This window comes from Sphingobacterium sp. NPDC055346 (assembly GCF_053645235.1).
Genome location: NZ_JBSHMI010000009.1, coordinates 60,287 through 80,380 on the forward strand (window position 1 = coordinate 60,287; position 20,094 = coordinate 80,380).

The 20,094-nt window shown below is 42.3% G+C and carries 12 protein-coding genes; 8 read left to right on the forward strand and 4 right to left on the reverse strand.

Going from position 1 to position 20,094, the window contains the following annotated elements; translation table 11 throughout:
* The first annotated feature begins 120 nt into the window (after positions 1-120).
* From ACWICE_RS17270 to ACWICE_RS17280, 3 genes are all read left to right on the forward strand, one after another.
* Positions 121-2,733, forward strand: a complete 2,613-nt coding sequence (locus ACWICE_RS17270; RefSeq protein WP_214648520.1) for a putative LPS assembly protein LptD — start codon at positions 121-123, stop codon at positions 2,731-2,733.
* A 26-nt stretch (positions 2,734-2,759) separates the two neighbouring features.
* Positions 2,760-4,010 carry a competence/damage-inducible protein A gene (locus ACWICE_RS17275; RefSeq protein WP_454298875.1) on the forward strand — a complete coding sequence of 417 codons (1,251 nt, stop codon included), beginning with the start codon at positions 2,760-2,762 and terminating at the stop codon, positions 4,008-4,010.
* A gap of 107 nt (positions 4,011-4,117) precedes the next feature.
* Entirely contained in the window at positions 4,118-5,542 is a 1,425-nt protein-coding gene (locus tag ACWICE_RS17280) for a dihydrolipoamide acetyltransferase family protein (protein ID WP_454298876.1), read from the forward strand.
* A gap of 46 nt (positions 5,543-5,588) precedes the next feature.
* Here the strand turns inward: ACWICE_RS17280 and ACWICE_RS17285 are convergent, their stop codons facing one another.
* Positions 5,589-6,965 carry an MATE family efflux transporter gene (locus ACWICE_RS17285; protein ID WP_254530158.1) on the reverse strand — a complete coding sequence of 459 codons (1,377 nt, stop codon included), beginning with the start codon at positions 6,963-6,965 and terminating at the stop codon, positions 5,589-5,591.
* 154 nt (positions 6,966-7,119) lie between these two features.
* Between ACWICE_RS17285 and ACWICE_RS17290 the strand changes: the two genes are divergently transcribed.
* The 3 genes from ACWICE_RS17290 (at position 7,120) to ACWICE_RS17300 (ending at position 10,389) form a co-directional block, all read left to right on the forward strand.
* Positions 7,120-7,665 (forward strand): Sec-independent protein translocase subunit TatA/TatB, encoded by a 546-nt coding sequence (locus ACWICE_RS17290; RefSeq protein WP_185218541.1) that lies wholly within the window; start codon positions 7,120-7,122, stop codon positions 7,663-7,665.
* 75 nt (positions 7,666-7,740) lie between these two features.
* Positions 7,741-9,990 carry a Tex family protein gene (locus tag ACWICE_RS17295; protein ID WP_185214326.1) on the forward strand — a complete coding sequence of 750 codons (2,250 nt, stop codon included), beginning with the start codon at positions 7,741-7,743 and terminating at the stop codon, positions 9,988-9,990.
* Positions 9,991-10,101: 111 nt separating this feature from the next.
* A complete protein-coding gene (locus ACWICE_RS17300) occupies positions 10,102-10,389 on the forward strand; it encodes a hypothetical protein (RefSeq protein WP_454291291.1) in 288 nt (95 codons plus the stop codon).
* Here ACWICE_RS17300 and ACWICE_RS17305 read toward each other — a convergent pair.
* Complete coding sequence (locus ACWICE_RS17305) at positions 10,334-14,827, reverse strand: translocation/assembly module TamB domain-containing protein (protein ID WP_454298926.1); 4,494 nt, start codon at positions 14,825-14,827, stop codon at positions 10,334-10,336. The genes ACWICE_RS17300 and ACWICE_RS17305 overlap by 56 nt on opposite strands.
* Positions 14,828-14,849: 22 nt before the next feature.
* Here ACWICE_RS17305 and tsaD point away from each other — a divergent pair, with 22 nt between their 5' ends.
* A complete protein-coding gene (tsaD, locus tag ACWICE_RS17310; protein ID WP_454298877.1) occupies positions 14,850-15,851 on the forward strand; it encodes a tRNA (adenosine(37)-N6)-threonylcarbamoyltransferase complex transferase subunit TsaD in 1,002 nt (333 codons plus the stop codon).
* A 224-nt stretch (positions 15,852-16,075) separates the two neighbouring features.
* Here the strand turns inward: tsaD and ACWICE_RS17315 are convergent, their stop codons facing one another.
* On the reverse strand, positions 16,076-17,368 hold the full coding sequence (locus ACWICE_RS17315; RefSeq protein ID WP_185214329.1) for a carboxypeptidase-like regulatory domain-containing protein: 1,293 nt from the start codon (positions 17,366-17,368) through the stop codon (positions 16,076-16,078).
* On the reverse strand, positions 17,361-17,936 hold the full coding sequence (locus tag ACWICE_RS17320; protein ID WP_185214330.1) for an RNA polymerase sigma factor: 576 nt from the start codon (positions 17,934-17,936) through the stop codon (positions 17,361-17,363). Before ACWICE_RS17320 ends, ACWICE_RS17315 begins: the two co-directional genes overlap by 8 nt.
* A 79-nt stretch (positions 17,937-18,015) precedes the next feature.
* Between ACWICE_RS17320 and ACWICE_RS17325 the strand changes: the two genes are divergently transcribed.
* Positions 18,016-19,848: a YfbK domain-containing protein gene (locus tag ACWICE_RS17325; protein WP_454298878.1), complete on the forward strand. Its 1,833-nt coding sequence runs from the start codon at positions 18,016-18,018 to the stop codon at positions 19,846-19,848.
* Positions 19,849-20,094 lie beyond the last annotated feature (246 nt).

Sequence of the window (20,094 nt, forward strand, 5' to 3'; positions counted from 1 at the left end):
TATTGATTTTTGACTATTTTTGCCAACAAGAGTTTAAAATTAGCACAAAAATAACATTCATATTTCATTTTGAAGGCCTTAAGTTGTTTTTTCCTTTCCATTCTGTTTTTTTTTATTGGGATGTCTGTGCTACAGGCTCAGGTGGAGACCAATTCTCGCACTCAAAATGTTACAATAGACACACTTCAAAGAGATACAATTCCGACCGATACCAGCAGAAATAACTTCAAGGAAGTAAATGGTCAGGATACAGTCCACATGAAAGATCAAGGTGGTTTGGAAACCGTTGTGACCATTTCCGCAAATGATTCCTCATGGAACCAGGTCAGTAAAAACGTTCTTCACTTATACAAAGGCGCCAAAGTTAAATACCAAGGCTTTGAATTGGCAGCGGATTATATCCGTTTGGATAGAAATACCAATGTCCTGTTTGCCTCCGGGGTAATGGACCATAACGGCAAATATGTAGGTCGTCCCGTCGTGATCATGCCCGGTGAATCGCCCATTGCGGTCGACTCCCTTCTCTACAACTATAAGACTCAAGTGCCCAAAACCTTCGGTGTAATGACCGAGGTTGACGGGGGATACATTCAGGCCAGAGAGGTCAGGAAAAACATCTATGATGAAATGTCCCTTTACAAAGGGCTTTACTCCACCTGTAACCTACCTTATCCACATACTCACTTTGGTATTCAGATTACCAAAGGGGTCATCACCCAGAAACAGATTATTGCCGGACCTTCCTATTTGGTCGTAGCAAATATTCCGATTAAGTTCTTGGCCATCCCATTTGGTTTTTTTCCTAAACAGGACAAGAAAAGTTCCGGATTCCTATTTCCATCTTTCGGTGAAGATGCCGCTAGAGGTTTCGCGATGCGTGATCTAGGATGGTACCTGACATTCAATGATTATTGGGACTCGGAAATCAGGGGTACCTTATATTCCAAAGGAACCTGGGAAGCCAATGTGAGGACCCAATACTTAGTGAATTATAAGTTCAATGGTAACTTCGCCCTTCAATATGGCTCATATGTGCAAGGGGTGGAAGGAACAGATAATTATGGTCGCGAGAAAAACTTCCGATTTACTTGGAACCACTCTCAACGTCAAGAAGCAAATCCAGGTACATCATTCTCCGCATCGGTAAACTTCGGTTCTCGAAATGCTTACCGTAATGCTGCCACAACAGGTGGCTATAACCCTCAGCAAGCGATCAACAACAGTATGCGTTCATCGGTTGCTTACGGAAAAGTGTTTGCTGATGGCAAGGTGAATTTCACGGCAAATATGTCCCATGAACAGAACCTATCAACAGGAGCCTTGTCCATGGACCTACCAACCATCAGTTTAAACGTTGCAACCTTCAACCCATTCGATTCCAAAGACCGCATCGGTGAACAGAAATGGTATCAGCGTATCACGGTAGGATATAGCTTGCAAGGTCAAAACCGAATCGTAACGACAGATTCCCTGTTGTTCAGAAAAGAATCACTGAATAAATTCACCAATGGTGTACAGCACAATATCCCAGTAAGTTTAAGTTTAAACGTGATGAAGTACTTCCAATTCAATACTTCATTCAACTATACCGAGCGCTGGTACCTTCAATATGTAAGGAACAGACTGGTGAACCAACCTTATGGATTTCAAAACGTAAGAGATACCCTTCAGGGCTTTAAGCGTGCTTACGACTATTCAGTATCTTCAGGATTATCGACCAAGATCTATGGTCAGATGAACAAGAAGATCGGGAAGATCGAAGCCATGCGACACACCATTACCCCATCGGTGAATGTGAACTATAGACCCGATTTCTCGGATGCCCGTTATGGTTTCTATCGGGACTTTACGGATGAAAATGGGGTGTACAGCAGATACTCCATCTTCGAGAACGGTATTTATGGAACACCGAGCGCAGGTAAATCCTTTGGTATTGGATTCTCCGTGGATAATACCCTCGAGGCCAAGATCCGGAACGATAAGGACACCACCGGTACCGGGATCAAAAAGGTGCCCATAATCCAAGGTCTGACCTTCAGTGGTAACTACAACGTGGCGGCCGATTCCCTGAAACTTTCCCAGATTACTTTCTCTGGTCGTACAGCCCTGTTCGACAAAAAAGTAAATGTGAACTTCAACGGGGTATTCGATCCATATACCTACGATAAATATACCGGTAACCGTATTGACCGTTTTGCAATCAAAGATGGTACGCTAGCACGCTTGACCAACTTTGGTTTATCCTTCGACTATAGTCTAAACCCGAAAGCAAACCAAAACAGAAGCGATAATATTGACTCCCTGAGAAGCTCTATGCCTAACCTAACGCCTGAACAGGCGCAAGCCTTGGCAAGGATCAGTACCGACCCGAATGCATTTGTGGATTTCAATATTCCATGGAACTTGGCCGGTTCATTCAGTATGAACTATGCCCGTGTATTCAGTCGTGAAAAGCAAAGAATGGAGACCAGATTGACCAGTACGGTAAACGTGCATGGTGATTTTAATGTGACTCCTAAGTGGAAGGTACAATTCAACACCGGTTACGACTTTGTGCAGAAAGAAGCATCCATGACCCAGGTCAGCATCTATAGAGATCTGCACTGTTGGGATATGTCGGTGGGCTGGGTGCCATTCGGAACCTATAAGAGTTATAATATTACCATACGTGCGAAAGCATCCATATTACAGGATTTAAAATTGACCAAGAGACAGAGTCACTATTCGTACTAATAGACATTCTGTATAAAACTATATCTATGAAAGCTGAAATTATTACCATTGGTGATGAAATCTTGCTCGGACAGATAGTAGATACCAATTCTGCTTGGATAGCCCAAGAGCTATTCGCCCAGCAAATCCAAATACAACAGATCACTTCTATCACAGACCAGGAAAGCCATATCCTGGAAGCATTGCATGATGCTGCCAGCCGTGCCGAAATCATCATCTGTACCGGTGGTCTAGGGCCTACCAAAGATGATGTGACCAAGTTTACAGCTGCAAAATTCTTTAACACTACTTTGGTCCATAATCCAGAGGTGATGGAACATGTCAAACAGATCTTCCATCGTTTCGGACGTACCATGCCTGAAATCAATAAGGGACAAGCTGAAGTATTGGCCAATGCCGATGTGCTGTTCAATGATTGGGGTACTGCTCCCGGTATGTGGGTAGAGCATGATGGCAAGGTCTATGTGTTCCTTCCTGGGGTTCCATTTGAAATGAAGAACCTGATGACTTACCGAGTCCTTCCTAAATTGAAGGACTTTAAGACGGAAGAAAAGGTGGTCAACAAATATATCCTGACGGTCGGAATAGGAGAGTCCCATCTAGCTGAACATATTGCAGCGATTGAGGATCAATTTCCTCCGCATATCCATTTAGCATACTTGCCTAAGATCGGCTTGGTTCGATTAAGGTTGACTGCATCCGGATCAGATCTTGAAAAGCTTGAAGTCGAAGCAGAGGACTGGAAAAATAAATTGGTCGATCGAATTGGCAATGCGGTGGTAGCTACGGAGGATATCAGTTTTGAAGAGGTCATCGTCCATGCTTTTTCTGAAAAGGGAAAGACCTTAGCGACAGCAGAAAGCTGTACTGGAGGCAATATCTCCAGGTTGATAACCGAAATTCCGGGCTCCAGTAAAATGTTCAATGGAGCGGTTGTTGCCTATGCCAATGAAGTTAAGGAGCATGTGTTAGGGGTAGATAGGGAAACCTTGATCGCCCATGGAGCCGTAAGTGAGGAGACCGTCATTCAAATGGCAAAGGGCGTTCAGCAAAGGTTAGAGGTGGATTATGCCATTGCTACCAGTGGAATTGCCGGCCCAGATGGGGGTACGGCCGAGAAACCTGTAGGGACGGTCTGGGTGGCCATTGCGGGTAAGAATGAGGTGAAAACAAAGCTGTTTCACTTCCATCATGACCGTTTAATTAACATAGAACGCACTACTGCTCAGGCATTACTGATGCTCTGGAACTTATTTCAACAAGAATCAGAGTTTTAACAAAACGATATTTTGTTAATTATATATGATAAAATATTTAATTTTGTTCACTTGTCAAGTAAGTATTAATAATTAACTTAGTAATCTAACAATCCAAATAATAATAGATGGCAATATATAAACTTTTGTTACCTAAGATGGGGGAGAGCGTCTCTGAAGCGACCCTGACCAAATGGGTAAAGCAGGTTGGGGATCATATTGAAGAGGATGATGCAGTTGTAGAACTTGCTACCGATAAGGTCGATTCTGAAGTTCCATCGCCAGTATCTGGAATTCTTAAAGAAAGATTGTTCGAAGAAAATCAGGTAGTTCAGGTCGGTGAGGTCATTGCCCTGATTGAAATTGAAGGACCTGAGGAGGAAAGCCAAGAGCCTCAGTCTACCCAACAGGAAGAACCTACTGAAAGCTCAGATACGCCTGTAGATACTGCAAACGAATCCGAATCCATTCATAAGGACCTTGCTGATGTCGAATCACCGGCATTGGAAATACCAGACTATGATATCCCTGGTCTTGATCAGGTTCAGGAAAAAAATATTCAAATCGAATCCAACCATCAGGAGATCCACTCCGGCATCCGCTTCTATTCTCCTTTAGTAAGGAATATCGCTCAGCAAGAGGGTATTTCCCAAAAAGAGCTTGACGGTATCCCAGGTACTGGCGGTGAAGGAAGGGTGACCAAACAAGATATCTTGAATTACCTTGAACAGAACAAAGGCGTTCAATTGCCAAAGCCTGTTCAACCCGCTACTGAAGAAAGACCTCAGCCTAAAGTAGAGGAACCTCAAACCCCAGCAGCTCAGGTCGTGAAAAGTAGTAATGCTGATTCAGAGATCATTGAAATGGACCGTATGCGTAGGCTGATTGCAGACCATATGGTGAACAGTGTCAAGACTTCTCCGCATGTTTTCTCTGTTGTCGAAGCCGATGTAACCAATTTGGTGAATTGGAGAAACAAAGTAAAAGATGGCTATAAGAAATCTGAAGGTGAGAATATTACCTTCACACCATTGTTCATTGAAGCTATTGCAAAAGCCATCAAAGATTTTCCAATGGTGAATGTTTCAGTAGATGGTTATAATATTATCCGTAAAAAGAACATCAATATAGGAATGGCAACGGCACTGCCTACAGGCAACCTTATCGTTCCGGTAATCAAGAATGTCGATCAACTGAGCCTAACCGGAATCTCCAGGTCTGTGAATGACTTGGCGAACCGCTCTCGAGGCAACAAGCTTAAGCCAGACGATACCCAAGGTGGTACTTTCACTTTCACCAACATCGGTGCATTTGGCAATATCTTTGGGATGCCGATCATTAACCAACCTCAGGCAGCTATCCTAGCCGTCGGAACGATCAAAAAGAAACCGGCAGTTCTGGAAACTGAATTTGGTGATGTCATTGCTGTACGCCATATGATGTATATCTCCATGTCCTATGACCATCGCGTTATTGACGGTGCATTGGGTGGGCAGTTTATCCGACGTGTGGCTGATTACTTAGAAAATTGGGACTCTGAAAGAGTTATCTAATCCATAATAAAACAAAAACGCTCATCATCCGATGAGCGTTTTTGTTTTATCCATTTACCATAAGCTGATGCCTCGGTAATTTCATCATCACCATATAGCGGTATCTGAAATATAGTAATATCGAAGAGGTCAATAAGCCCAAGGTCAAACCGTACCATATTCCCTTAACGCCAAAGTTCAGTTGAATTCCCAAGAAATAGGCTGTTGGTAAACCGATCACCCAATAGGCAAAGAATGTAATAAAAGTAGGGGAATTCACATCACCCATACCCCGTAATGTACCTAGACCTACCACCTGCGTACCATCAAATATTTGGAACATTCCTGCAATGATCAATAACTGTGATGCCATAACCACGACCTCATGATCCTTGCTGATGATGTATGGCAGGTATTGATTGAACACAGCAAAAATAATCGCACAGATAACCATGAAAATCAATACCAAATGGTAGGACACCGTTGCGAACTTCTGTAGGCGGAAGAAGTTTTTGTTTCCATAGGCATTGCCCACCTTGATGGTAGCCGCAGAAGCAATTCCACTTGCCATCATATAGGTCATTGCCGCCAGTGTTATGGCCGTTTGGTGAGCTGCCTGCTCTACCGCACCGATCTTACCTGCAATTAGCGCCGCTCCTGCAAATGCTCCGATTTCAAATACATATTGCATCGCCACAGGACCGCCTATCTTAAAGATCTGTTTTACTCTATTGAAGTCAATAAACTTGGCCGAGAAATGGTCGATATAGCGCTTGAAGTTTTTCGATTTCAACACATACCAAGCCATCACGATCATCATCAAGATGCGGTCAACCAAGGTTGCAATACCCACACCACGCACGCCCATCGGTTCGATTCCGAACATCCCTTTCACAAGGATTACGGCAATGATGACGTTCAGCACATTCCCCCAGATGGTAATGTTCATCGCCTGTTTGGTGAATCCCAAACCTTCCGCAAACTGTTTGAAGGTATTGAAGACCATTAAGGGCATGATAGAAAGACTCAAGATCAATAGATATGGCTTCGCAGTCTTAACTACCTCAGGATCCTGATCGGCATGTTCCATGGCAAACATAGAACCATAAAAAACGAATAGGAAGAGCAGGATAGCTGATACAATGTTCAACCAAAAACTATTGGATAATAATTTTGCACATTCCTTATAATTCTGACGACCGTTTTCTTGGGCGATCAAAGGTGTCAAGCCGTAAGCTATCCCCAAGCCTATCACCAAAACTACCATGAAAACAGAGTGCACCAAGGAAACTGCTGCCAATGGGATGGTCCCTGCAAAGTGACCGACAATAATGGTATCTGCTGTTTGGACCAAGGTATGCCCCAATTGTGAAATCACAACCGGACCCGCCAAAGCCATCGTACTTAAGTAATAAATTTTATTGGATTTGATTTTCTGCAGCATATACGAAAAAAGTAAAGAGCACAAAGGTACGAGTTAAAACTTGCTTAGCGAATCATGTTTGGGTTAACTTTTTGTTTCTAAATATTTACATCAAAAAATTGCTGAAAAAAAATAATAGACTTACCTTAGCTTATTAACAATTAATAAAGTAGAGATGAATTTAGCGTTTTTGAACATTGGTACCCAAGAGATGATGCTTATTATTTTAGTTGCATTATTGCTTTTTGGTGGCAAGAAATTACCAGAATTGGCTAGAGGACTGGGACGTGGTATCCGGGAATTTAAAGATGCTTCTGAGGGGATTAAGAGAGAGATTTCAGATCAGATCAATAACTTCGAAAAAGAAATTGACGATATAAAAACAGATATTGATAAAGAGCCTGAAACCAATAAACCTGCTGCAACACCTATCCAAGATTTTGAACAGGTAAATGCAGCCACCGAAACAGAGGAAGTGTCCGAAGAGGGTGTAGTGGAGAAGAAAGTTCCTCAATTTACGGCTCCTGCTGGAACCTATGAGCATAAGCCATACAGCACGCCAACACAGGACGATTACTATAGCTATGGTTATAATGATCACTTTGGAAGCAATGACAGCCCAGCTGCTGATGACACCCAAGCAGTAGCTAACTCAACGGAAACCCCTGAACCCGAAGTTGAGCAAAATCCATTAGAAGATAATAATTCTAAAAAAGCCTAAAACAATTAAGAATTCTATATCGATAAGCTGTTGGAATCCATTCAACAGCTTTGTTTTTTCATTTTAAAATATTTTATGAGTACATCCCACGAGATTATCGTATCGAAAGAATTGTCGATTAGCGAGAAACAAGTGCATACCACCATCAACCTATTGGATGAAGGTGCAACGGTTCCTTTTATCGCGAGATACCGTAAGGAATTGACCGGAAGCTTGGATGAAGTGCAGATAACAGCCATCCGTGATCGCATGCAGCAATTGAGAGACTTGGACAAACGTAAGGAAGCCGTCCTGAAGTCGATCGCTGATCAAGGTAAGCTTACTCCGGAACTAGAGATCCAAGTGAAATCAGCCGAAACCATGGCTGCCTTGGAAGATATCTACTTGCCTTACAAACCTAAGCGCAAGACCAGAGCTTCTGCAGCGCGCGAAAAAGGCCTGCAGCCTTTAGCTGATCTCTTGCTTACGCAAGATAAATTGGATGTGGAATCCAATGCTGCCAATTTCATCGATGATGAAAAAGGTGTAGCAACCTTGGAAGAAGCACTCGCTGGTGCTCGTGATATCATAGCCGAGCAAATCGCTGAAGATGCAGAAGTGCGCGCTCATGCCCGAAAAACATTGTTGAACAAAGGACAGTTCGTTTCGCGTGTTGTTCCAGGCAAAGAAGAAGCTGCACTGAAATACAAAGATTATTTCGAATGGGCTGAATCCCTGAAAGATGCCCCTTCGCACCGTGTCTTGGCCATGCGAAGAGGTGAAAAGGAGGAATTATTGTACCTCGATATTGATATCGCTGAAACAGATGTCGTTCCAGGCATTGAGAAGCTATATATCAAAGGAAACAATGAAGCGAGCAAACAAGTGTCATTGGCACTGTCCGATAGCTATAAACGTCTCCTAAAGCCTTCTATGGAAACGGAAATCCGCGTATTGACGAGACAGAAAGCTGATGAGGAAGCCATTAAGGTATTTGCGGACAATGTTCGTCAATTGTTATTGGCGGCACCACTTGGTCAAAAAAGACTGTTGGCCATTGACCCAGGGTTCAGGACTGGTTGTAAGACGGTCGTTTTAGATGCGCAAGGGAACCTTTTGGAAAATACGGCTATCTTCCCGCACAATGGCGCGGCCGGACAGGCGGAAGCTGAGCGTATCATCAAAAAATTGATCTCAGCACATGATATCGAAGCCATTGCTATCGGTAATGGTACTGCCGGTAGGGAAACGGAAGATTTTATCCGTAAAATGAATATGCCGGGAGCAACAATCGTAATGGTCAATGAAAGTGGAGCATCTATTTATTCTGCTTCAGAAGTGGCAAGGGAAGAATTCCCCGACCATGATGTAACCGTGAGAGGTGCAGTCTCCATCGGTAGAAGATTAATGGACCCTTTGGCCGAGTTAGTGAAGATCGATCCTAAATCAATCGGGGTTGGACAGTACCAACATGATGTGGATCAAAATAAATTGCAGTCAGCGCTGGATGATACCGTGATGTCCTGTGTGAACTCGGTTGGGGTGGAGTTGAATACAGCTTCGAAACAGATCCTATCCTATATATCTGGGTTAGGGCCTGCTTTGGCGCAACAGATCATTAACTATAGGAAAGAAAATGGCCCATTCAGTTCTCGCAGGGAATTGAAAAAGGTGCCTAGGCTAGGGGACAAGGCTTTTGAACAGGCCGCGGGTTTCTTGCGTATCCGCAATGCGGATCATCCTTTGGATGCCTCTGCAGTTCACCCCGAGCGTTATGCTTTGGTGGAACAGATGGCGAAAGATATACATGTTTCCATCCAGGACCTGATGAAAGATGAAAAGGTCAGAAAGAGTGTTGACCTGAAGAAATACATATCGGATGAAGTAGGGTTGCCTACCTTGAATGATATCATGGCTGAATTGGCTAAACCAGGGTTGGACCCTCGTGATAAGTTTGAAGCCTTCTCATTTACCGAGGGAGTGAATAAGATTTCAGACCTGAAAATCGGTATGAAACTGCCAGGTATCGTTACGAATATTACCAATTTTGGAGCATTCGTGGATATCGGTGTTCATCAGGATGGATTGGTTCACCTCAGCCAACTGGCTAACCATTTTGTTTCTGACCCCCATGAGGTCGTAAAAGTTCAACAACAGGTGACCGTTACAGTGACTGAAGTTGATGAAAAAAGAAACAGAATCAGTCTGACCATGAAAACGGAGGAAAAAGCCCCAAGGAAACATTCGGAGAAACGTTCAGATAAACGTTCCGACAAACGTCAGGAGCGAGCACCTGAAACCGATATGGCAGCTAAACTGGCAGCCTTGGCAAGCAAGTTTAAATAATAAAAACAAAAGGGCGATTATCGCCCTTTTGTTTTTAACCATCTCTTGAAATCTATCGCCTCGAAAGCCGCACGATTTCCTTTATCTTAAAAAAATGAATATCTTAATTCCATGACTTTAGAAGAATTTAAATCAACCTTGAAAGACGCTCAGCCAAATCCAAACTGGAATGTACAGGTTCAAGCACTATGGTATGATGCGAAAGGGGACTGGAAAAATGCGCATGACCTGATCGATCACCTTAATGATAGAGGGTCTGCCCATGTGCATGCTTACCTACATCGTGTGGAAGGGGATCTATGGAATGCTAGGTACTGGTACAACCGTGCCAAGCAGCCTGAGTTTAGTGGAAGCCTGGAGGCGGAACATAACCAGCTTTTGGAGCTTTACCTGGATTAACGTTCGTACTGCTGTCAGACGAGCTCTTGATGCTGTCCTGCGGGATGTTAGGGATAGATGGGAAGCTGTCGCGCTTAGGCTTCCATGTCCACATCTTACGCCAAAACTCACCAAGGGTATTGAATTCCTGACGGTATACCAAACCTACAGCATTGATATAATCGTCCGTAGGGGTAAAGAGAATATTTCTTGTATTCAATCGGTTATATGCCCTAAACATTAAGCTACCATCTCTCCTGATCTTATAGGTCAGTTCGGCATCGGTCGCCACCTGGTTAGAGAAAAAGGTCAGGTCGGTCGTCTGTATGTTCCTACGGTCCACAATTCCTCCTGTCAATACCAATCGGTCATCAAAGAATCGGAAGGATGCAGAGGCATCGTTTAGCGATCGGATGTTGAAATCCAAGAAGTTGATCTTTAGGGATTGCGCCAGAATATTGTTTAATTGGTTAAAGGCGATTTCCGTTCCAGCAGATAATAAGGTGTTGTTTACCTCCCTGCCAATTTCTCCCGAGTTTCCAGCGGTAAAGCTTCTCCGGATAATTAAACTCAATGCCTGTTGATTGACATTATTGGCATCGCTGAAATAGGCTTGCAGTTCATCCTTGACATATGGTGTCTGTGGGAAGTTCAGGTCAAAGGAGACATCGGGCTGGCTCAAGGTTCCCTTGATGATCATGTCAGCCTGCGCCAATACTCTTTCGTCCGTGCCGGCACGCCCAGCTGCATTATACAGATCACCAATGGAGGTGCGCTGTTGATAAACTGCCGTGATATTGACGGTTGCTCCAGAAGGAGATCCCGTCCAGCGAATCGTTCCACCTTGCTTGATGTCGAAATATTTGTTGATAAAATCCTGCGCCGTAAAGTGGAATTTTCCCGAATTGATGGCGTAATCCCCGAACATCTCAAAATCGCCCAAACTGGAAATCTTCAAACTGATTTCTCCGGTTCCAGTACCTTTCAGCGAACCAATGTCGGTCTGTAGGTTGACCTCTGCACTCGGAGTCAACTCCAGGTCCATATTCATCGTCATGCCCTTTAGGAAATATCGGTTTGCATTTTCCTTGTTTACGCTGGAGTCTTTACTGACAAAGTAGATAAAGTCACTTTCTGAGATCGTCATGGCCGTATTGAATGGAATACTGATTACCGTATTGTCCTCTGACCTGGCCTTGATATTAATGTCGATCGCCGAGGTATATCCTTTAAATTGATAGGTTCCTGTGGCATATGCAGTACCATAATATAGGTTATTGTCCTTATAGGTTGTATTCAGGATCATCACATTATTGGTCGCTACATTCACATCGATATATGGATTGCTCAATGTTGAAAGATTGACTACTCCACCCGCTACGGCCTGATGCCCTTTAGAGTCGGTAAAGGTCAGGTTATTCATCATGACCGCGTTATTATCGATCATCACAGACTGATTGTTCAGGTTATAGGTGGTCTTTAGGTAATTAACCTTGAAGGATGCACTTTCAATCTTCGCTGAACCATTGATTTGCGGATTTTGAAGTGTTCCTGTGATTTGAAGGTCCGCATCCATTTTTCCTTCCAGGTCGGATGCCAAGCTACGGATAAAAGGTTGGAACAAGATCAATTCGGTCTGGTTCAGGTTTCCCTTTAAATTTATGGCTTGTTCACCGGATACCACTTGGTAGGTACCGTTCAGGGTCAATCCTCTTTTTCGGTCGTCCAATAACTGGAAATCCAAATTGGCCACCTTCGATTCCGGATCGAAATCTGCTAACAGGACCAATTGCCCAATTGGTATTTGGTTCCACACCAAAGGTGTGGTGGTTACGTTTGCAGATAGGTAAGGCTTTTTGAAAATGGAATGCAATTCGATGTTTCCGTTCAATTCACCATCTAAATGAACCCCTATTGGCTTTGTTACCGTTTCCAAAGAATGCAGGTTGAACCTTTCAAATTTGATGTCCAGTTTATCGTCTTCATTGGATAATACGCCATTGAATTCCACCCTTTGGTTTCCTTGGGATGCAATTAAGTTGTTTAAATAGAATTTCCCCTTGGACACCCGCATTTCAGCATCTTTGTTGAAAGCCCAAGGTTCATAATTCACAACGATGGTGGACTCCTCAAAACGGATATATGCAGGTTTATTGTGTGCGAAGTGAATGTTACCATTCAAACGCATGTAATTCTTTTCGGTTTCTTCTGCCCCTTTGATATTAAACAATAGGCTGTCCTTGGAAAGGATATTGTTGATTTCAACATTATTGACAAAAACGGAGTCTGTCAGAAATACCTTGTCCGCTTTCAGGTTTAGGGAGAAAGCATGTTCATCAGCAATCTCATCGATGCTCAGGTTTTGCAGGTTAATGCCCTGATACTTGACAAAAGGACTAAAGGCATTGAATTCGGCCGTAAAATCTTCTGAATTAAAGTGGGCCTCTAAGGTTGCTCCATCCTCCAAGGTTAAGGTTGGGTCCAAAAATGCGGATACAGGTTCAAAGGATTTGACCTTGAGTTCAAGGTCGAAAATTTGAGGATTGTACGGTTCTGTTTCCAAGCCAATTGCCGGTGCATATTTCATGGCCAATGCCTTGAAATAAGGTACAAGTGTGTTCAGGTCTATCACACCTTTCATCTCTCCATCCATCACATTGGATTTCAGGGTCAAGAGCCTATCCGTTTCATTGCCTTCAGCGGCAAAGAACACATCATCAATGCTGAATTTCCCCTTACTGGTCTGCATATTGATCTGATTGGCCCGAAGGTCTCCGTTCAAGTTGTTGAGGTTGTTGCCGGTCAGGTGCGTGCTGATATTGGAATCATAGATGATGATGCTATCCTTATTGACCAAGCCTAATTTCTTTAGGTTGATTTGATCGATCTGGGCATCAACATTATAGATGTTGAATTCACCGGATAGGTTAATTTTCGAATCATAAGCCAAGGCAATGTTCGGGTCACTGATGTGGCCATTCATTTCAATCTGCTCCTCAAATAGGAAGGCATCCACGGATACGCTGTCGTATTGGTAATTATTAAGTTGTAGTCTTCTCAGGTCTCCTATGATGTTCAATTGAATTTCTTTGAAATCCAAGTTTTGCCCATCAAAGTCCAGATTAAGCCCCGTGTTCTTGATGCTATTGCTGTTGATCAAATTTCCAATCTGAAACTCTTCAGATTTCATGTTTCCAGCGTACTGAATATTCTTTTGGATGTCTATTTTAGCGTTGGTCTCTAATTTTCCCAATTCCGTGTCGAAGGCCCCCACGACATCAAATAAGTTATACAGCCCTTTAAAAGTCCCCCTAAAATTAATCTGTCCCAATCTATGAAGCTGCTCAGGTAAGTCAAAAGAACCTCTGTTAGAAAGTTCAGGTACCAGTTTTTCCACGTCAGAAGCGCTGGTCTGCAACTGATTGGCATTGAAATCAAAAATTGTCCTGTTGATATCGGGTAGCCCCTTGATGCTGAAATCCCCCGTCAATCGGGTTTCCTCTCCGGTCTGTATATCGGCATCCTTCACGAACATATTGGCTACCGTACCCTTGACACTACCTTGGTTTACTTTGGCTTTAAACTTGACAAATTTCATGTCTGGCGCAAAGTATTCGATGTCCTTGGAATCAACAAATACATTGCTCATGCTTGACTCAATCTGTACTTTCTTCACGAAATCACTAAAGTCGCCAAAATCTTTATAACTGAATTTCAAGTGTCTTCCCAAAGAGGAATTGTTGGTGATCAGCTTTAATTGGTCAAATTCCATGGATTGGTCCGTAACGAAGGCATCTGCACTCAGTTCTCTTACGATAAAACCAGATTTCTCCTGGAATGTCAATTTCTTGATCTTGGCTTTTATCGAACTGCTATCCTGTTCTATCTTGCTGAAATTGCCTGTGAGATGGGTCAGTTCGATGTCCGAAAAATCCACTCCACGGTTATAGTGTTTCTGGGTATGGTTAATGATCTTGACGTGGTTGTCAACCAAATTGACTTCGTACAATTTCAGTTCCATTTGCTTCTTAGGGCCAGTTTTTTTCTTCTTTTTTGGGCTGAAATAGTCGATTAGGAATTTGATGTTTGAACTGTCTTTGTAGACCTGAAAATCCACATAGGCCTGCTCAATATTTAATTTTTCAATGATGACCTTGTTCCGGAAAAAATCCGTCAGGATAAGGTCTGCATTTAATTTCTTTGCAGAAAGAATTAGGTTTCCATTTTGGTCTGCCAGGTTGAAATTATAGAGATTAAGTTCGGAGAAAGGCTTGAAGTAAATGCTTCCGATTTCTACTTTGGCATTAAGCTCTTTGGAAAGGTATTTTGCCACTTTTTTGGTGACAAATGTTTGAACAGATGAAAATTGTAAAGAGAATAAAATTACCGACAGCAGTGCGAGTATGCTGAGCAGGCTAATAAGCGTTATTTTAAGTATTTTTTTGATACTTTTGTAAATTAAATTTTATACTTCTCTCAAAATGGCCATTATTCTAGGAATAGAATCTTCATGTGATGAAACTTCGGCCTCTATATGTATAGACGGCGAAATTAAGTCAAATATTATTGCAAGTCAAGCAATTCATGCTAAATATGGGGGTGTGGTTCCTGAGTTAGCTTCTCGCGCACATCAACAAAACATCATTCCAACAGTAGACCAAGCTATCGCTGCTGCTAAAATACGGAAAAATGACATAGATGCAGTAGCTTTTACACGCGGACCTGGACTTTTAGGTGCTTTATTGGTGGGAACCTCCTTCGCAAAATCATTTGCCTTTGCCATGGATATCCCATTGATCGATGTCAATCATATGCAAGCACATATCTTAGCGCACTTCATTGATGATCCAAAGCCTAATTTCCCTTTCCTATGCCTTACCGTTTCGGGTGGTCATACGCAAATCGTATTGGTCAAGGATTATTTTGAAATGGAACTGTTGGGCGAAACTTTAGACGATGCAGCAGGGGAGGCTTTTGATAAGACCGCAAAGATTTTAGATCTTCCTTACCCTGGCGGACCTTTGATTGACAAGCTTGCCCAAAACGGAAACCCCGATGCCTTTAAGTTGCCCGAACCTCAAATACCAGATCTGAACTTTAGCTTCTCAGGATTGAAAACAGCAATTTTATATTTGGTACAGGCTGAAATAAAACAGAACCCTAATTTCTTGAATGAAAAAATGGATGACCTATGTGCATCTGTTCAGAGCCGTATCGTTTCCATCCTGTTGAATAAATTAAAGAAAGCAGCCAAGCAGACCGGAGTGAAGGATATTGCCATCGCCGGTGGGGTATCTGCCAATTCTGGTTTAAGGAATGGTCTGATTGAAATGGGGAAAAAATATAATTGGAATGTATTTATCCCTAAATTTGAATACTGTACAGATAATGCAGCCATGATTTCCATTGCAGGCTACCAAAAGTTCTTGAAAGAAGACTTTATTGGACAAGAGGTTGGACCTGTAGCTCGAATGGGAGTATAATCAAGCTCAAATAAAGTTTTTTTCAATATTATCGGTCAGAAAAATTTTAGTATTAATATTTCAGCTCATACTTTGACCTTATTCGAGACATATTCGGAAATCTGGCAATATGTCTCGAATATGTCTCGAAGCATTCTCGAAGAATTTTCAGAGCAATAGATAGGATGAATTCATGATTTATCCTTTTTTATTTTAGCAAGATTAAACTTTAAAGGGGATGTATTTTATCTGAAATTGATCTTGACTTCAATCTTTTTGCCATCATTACCTTTTTTCCAATCTGGTCCATTGTGGATAATCTGAATGGCTTTCTGACTTAGGTCAGGATTGCTTGATTTCTTGATGCTGATATCAATCGGCCTACCGAATGTTGAAATATCGAAGATCAAGGTAACGGAGCCTTTGCCCAACAGGGTTTGGTAAGAATTATCGTTGATGTATTTCTTGTAGGCAACCCAACCTACTAGAGGTTCTGATTTTACCTTTTCCGTTTTATTTCCATAGCCAACGACAACTACTTCATCAAGTGCTCCAAAGCTTGGTTTGAGTTGCACGATCTTATTGTTGCTGGCAGTGATCAATTCTTTCTCGTAACCTAGGGAAAGGATTTCCAGTTTTTGATTGTCTGAAGTCAAGGGCAGTATATATTGGCCAGAAGAATCGGTCATGACCACATCGTTGGTCTTGACATCGCGCACCGATGCACTAACGATCGGCCTTCCAGATTGCTGATCTAGGACACGGCCGGTCGCTAACTTTTTAACGTCTTGGAGGGAGCTTACGCGGTCGGCCGAAGCAACTGCAGCTTGGCTAGTTTGTTTTGACTTCGCTGGCGTCTTTCCATTCATCAGGATGACATTGGTTTTGTCTATCTTTTTGAAGGATCCCATTTCGTTTGAAGCTATTCGATTGTCAATTTTATCATGGAAAGTACTTGTGTCCGATCGAGGAACTTCCCTTAAGAAAACATCGGAATTATCAGCAAGCACTTCTTCTACCGTAGGTTTTGCAGTATTCGCGTTTTTTTTCCTTTGGGCTGAAGCTTCCGCTCCAGCTGGAGCAGGTTCGGCTGGTGTAGCAAGGGCAATCAGGTTGTCCTCTTCGGAGAGGCCATCTAAACTGTCCAAATGTATACTGTTCAGCGTGGTATCCGTCGGCACATCGGCTTTGTTGTCCATGGCCACGGTTTCCATTGTCTCAGCGACCTTGTTCTGGTCCCTGTTTAAGTACCAAATCGTACCGATACCTAATGCCAGTAATACCGAGGCTGCGATCGATAGGTTTCTATAGAAGCCGAATGGTCTAACCTTCGCAGGATGCGTCCTTTCGAAAATTGCGGAATGAAGATCTGCGACCTCAAGAGGGTTGTTCAGTTTTTTCTCTTCCTCCAATCCCATCAATACATCCATTAAAAGTTCATCTTCATGGGATGCCTTTTCAATAGCATACATTTCGGAGTCGCTCAGTTCTCCGTTCACGTATTTGCGTAGATATGCTATGTCAAAGTTCTTATTCATGAGAATTCCTTTCCATACAGTTCTTCAAATTCCTTTTGCCATTTTGGATATAGCTTTTTACATCGTTCATGCTGTAGCCGGTTATATCAACCACTTCTTTGTAGCATTTCTGTTCGATGAAAAAGAGCTGAATACTTTTCTTTTGCTTTTCTATTAAGGTATCCAAGCAGCTTTCCAGTCTCAATAACTGTTCCTCCCTTTCTTGATAGTTTTCCTCCTGATGCAGGTTCATTGAAAATTCCACAAAATTATCTGTAACAATTTCTTGTTTGTTTTTTGCAGATCGCAGTGCCATCAGGCAATGGTTCTTACTGACCACGTAGAGCCAGCGGGGGAAATCCTGTATATCTTGTTTTTTGACTTTGTCGATGAGTTCCTCAAAGATTTGCATGACCGCATCCTTGCTGCGTTCAGGCTCTTTAAAGTATCGTAAACACACATAATAGACCATTTCACTATGCTTTTGATAGAGGTCGCCCAGATGGTTGAGGTCGCCATCCAGCAGATAGAGTTTTAGCAGATCTTCATCCGATAGATTTTTCTGTTTTGACAAGGTCCTAGTGCTCATTTACTGCTGAAAATTAATTTTTTTTTCTCGTTTATGGAAATTTGATTTTTTCTGCATCCTTTGGCAAAACTTACTAGTCATGAATAAAATATTTGCATTATTAGTCTTTTTGCTTACTCTAGGTGGTAGCGGACTAGCCCAAGAAAGAATGATCAAAGGTATTGTAACTGAGGCGGGAACACAGCTGGCACTCGCCGGTGTGGAGGTTCGCGTGGAAGGAAAGCAGCAAGCAACGCTGACCGATCAGCAAGGAGCATTTTCCATAAAAGCTGCTGAAAAAGATATTTTGCTGTTTAAATTTTTAGGGTACGAAACTAAAAAAGTAAAGGTAGGAAAGAAGAATAGCATAAAGGTAGTACTGCAAGCAAGGGAAGCCTTATTAGATGAAGTTGTTGTTGTAGGCTATGGTAATAAAGCACAAAAGAGGGTAACCGGCAGTGCAATGGCACATTCAAACGGTTTATATTTGCAACCTAGACCTCAAAATACGGAAACTTATGGTCGTTTTGAAGAGAACGGTTTTATTTCTCCTACAAAAGAAGCTTTGTCAACTTTTGCGGTAGATGTGGACGCTGCTTCTTATTCTAATGTAAGAAGAATGATCAATGCAGGTAATCTGCCGCCTAAAGATGCGGTAAGGGTAGAGGAGATGATCAATTATTTCCAATATGACCTACAAGGTCCGACCAATGGCGAGCCCGTGAAGATCTATACAGAGCTAACCACTTCGCCCTGGAATAAGGAGCATCAGTTGATGCGTATCGCCTTGAAGGCAAAAGATATTCCTAAGGAAAATTTGAAGGCATCCAATTTTGTTTTCTTGATCGATGTATCAGGATCTATGATGGGAGATAATAGATTACCATTGGTGCAGTCTTCCTTGAAGATGCTGGTGGACCAATTGAGACCAGAAGATAAGGTTGCCATTGTTACCTATGCAGGCTCTGCTGGAGTAAAATTAGAGAGTACCCGTGGGGATCAAAAGATGAAAATCAAGACTGCCATTGATGAACTGACAGCTGGAGGTTCTACTGCCGGTGGAGAAGGAATTAAGAAAGCCTATCAGATTGCCCGAGCAAATTTTATTAAAGATGGAAACAATAGAATTATCCTGGCTTCGGATGGAGATTTCAATGTGGGTGAGTCCAGTGATGAAGCGATGGAAGACTTGATTGCCAAAGAACGCGAAAGTGGGGTTAACCTGACTGTATTAGGTTATGGAATGGGAAACCTGAAAGATAGTAAGATGGAGACTTTGGCGGACAAAGGAAGAGGCAACTATGCTTATATCGATAATATTTCAGAAGCAAGAAAGGCTATGGTGACTGAATTTGGAGCGACCTTATTTACCGTTGCCAAGGATGTGAAAATTCAAGTGGAGTTTAATCCGGCTTATGTGCAAGCCTATAGATTGGTTGGATATGAAAACCGTTTATTGGAAGCGGAAGATTTCAATAATGATGCTAAAATAGGTGGAGATATGGGCGTTGGACATACCGTAACTGCGATCTACGAAATCATTCCGGTAGGTGTTAAGAGTTCAATTATTGGAACGGTGGATCCATTGAAATACCAGAATAACGATAAACCAAATCTGGGGTCTAAGAATGGAGAATTGGCAACCGTGAAATTCAGGTACAAAGACCCTAAATCGGACAAGAGTGAATTGCAGCAGACTGTCGTGAAAGATGCTCCAAAAGCATTTGATACCGTGAGTGAGGATTTCCGTTTTGCAACAGCAGTTGCTGAATTTGGGATGTTGTTGCGTAATTCAGATTACAAGCAAAACTCAAGTTTTTCAAGCTTGATCGCCCGTGCAAAAGCTGCAAAAGGAAAGGATGATGAAGGCTATCGTGCAGAGTTTATCCGTATGGCAGAAAATAGTAAGTCAATTGTCGATACAGAAAAGTAAAAGTGAGGAGATAAATAGGTTTTTAATGTTTTTATTTTTAAAGGTTCGCGAAAGTGAACCTTTTTTCTATTAAAAAAAAGTCTGGAAGATGAAATTTACCAAAGGGCGTAAAAATCATCGACTATAGGAACCTAAAGGATCCTCAAGTACGAAGTCGAATTGACAATAATTTTCTTTGTTACTTTTTCAAGTTAATCTGAGGCAAAAAGATTATCGAAACCATTCAAGCAATGAGTTTTTTGGCGT

What these genes read in the sequence shown, in the direction of transcription:
- ACWICE_RS17270 (WP_214648520.1), top strand. Translation starts at nt 121, where the DNA reads ATGTCTGTGCTACAGGCTCAGGTGGAGACCAATTCTCGCACTCAAAAT.
- ACWICE_RS17275 (WP_454298875.1), top strand. Translation starts at nt 2,760, where the DNA reads ATGAAAGCTGAAATTATTACCATTGGTGATGAAATCTTGCTCGGACAG.
- ACWICE_RS17280 (WP_454298876.1), top strand. Translation starts at nt 4,118, where the DNA reads ATGGCAATATATAAACTTTTGTTACCTAAGATGGGGGAGAGCGTCTCT.
- ACWICE_RS17285 (WP_254530158.1), bottom strand. Translation starts at nt 6,965, where the DNA reads ATGCTGCAGAAAATCAAATCCAATAAAATTTATTACTTAAGTACGATG.
- ACWICE_RS17290 (WP_185218541.1), top strand. Translation starts at nt 7,120, where the DNA reads ATGAATTTAGCGTTTTTGAACATTGGTACCCAAGAGATGATGCTTATT.
- ACWICE_RS17295 (WP_185214326.1), top strand. Translation starts at nt 7,741, where the DNA reads ATGAGTACATCCCACGAGATTATCGTATCGAAAGAATTGTCGATTAGC.
- ACWICE_RS17300 (WP_454291291.1), top strand. Translation starts at nt 10,102, where the DNA reads ATGACTTTAGAAGAATTTAAATCAACCTTGAAAGACGCTCAGCCAAAT.
- tsaD (WP_454298877.1), top strand. Translation starts at nt 14,850, where the DNA reads ATGGCCATTATTCTAGGAATAGAATCTTCATGTGATGAAACTTCGGCC.
- ACWICE_RS17315 (WP_185214329.1), bottom strand. Translation starts at nt 17,368, where the DNA reads ATGAATAAGAACTTTGACATAGCATATCTACGCAAATACGTGAACGGA.
- ACWICE_RS17320 (WP_185214330.1), bottom strand. Translation starts at nt 17,936, where the DNA reads ATGAGCACTAGGACCTTGTCAAAACAGAAAAATCTATCGGATGAAGAT.
- ACWICE_RS17325 (WP_454298878.1), top strand. Translation starts at nt 18,016, where the DNA reads ATGAATAAAATATTTGCATTATTAGTCTTTTTGCTTACTCTAGGTGGT.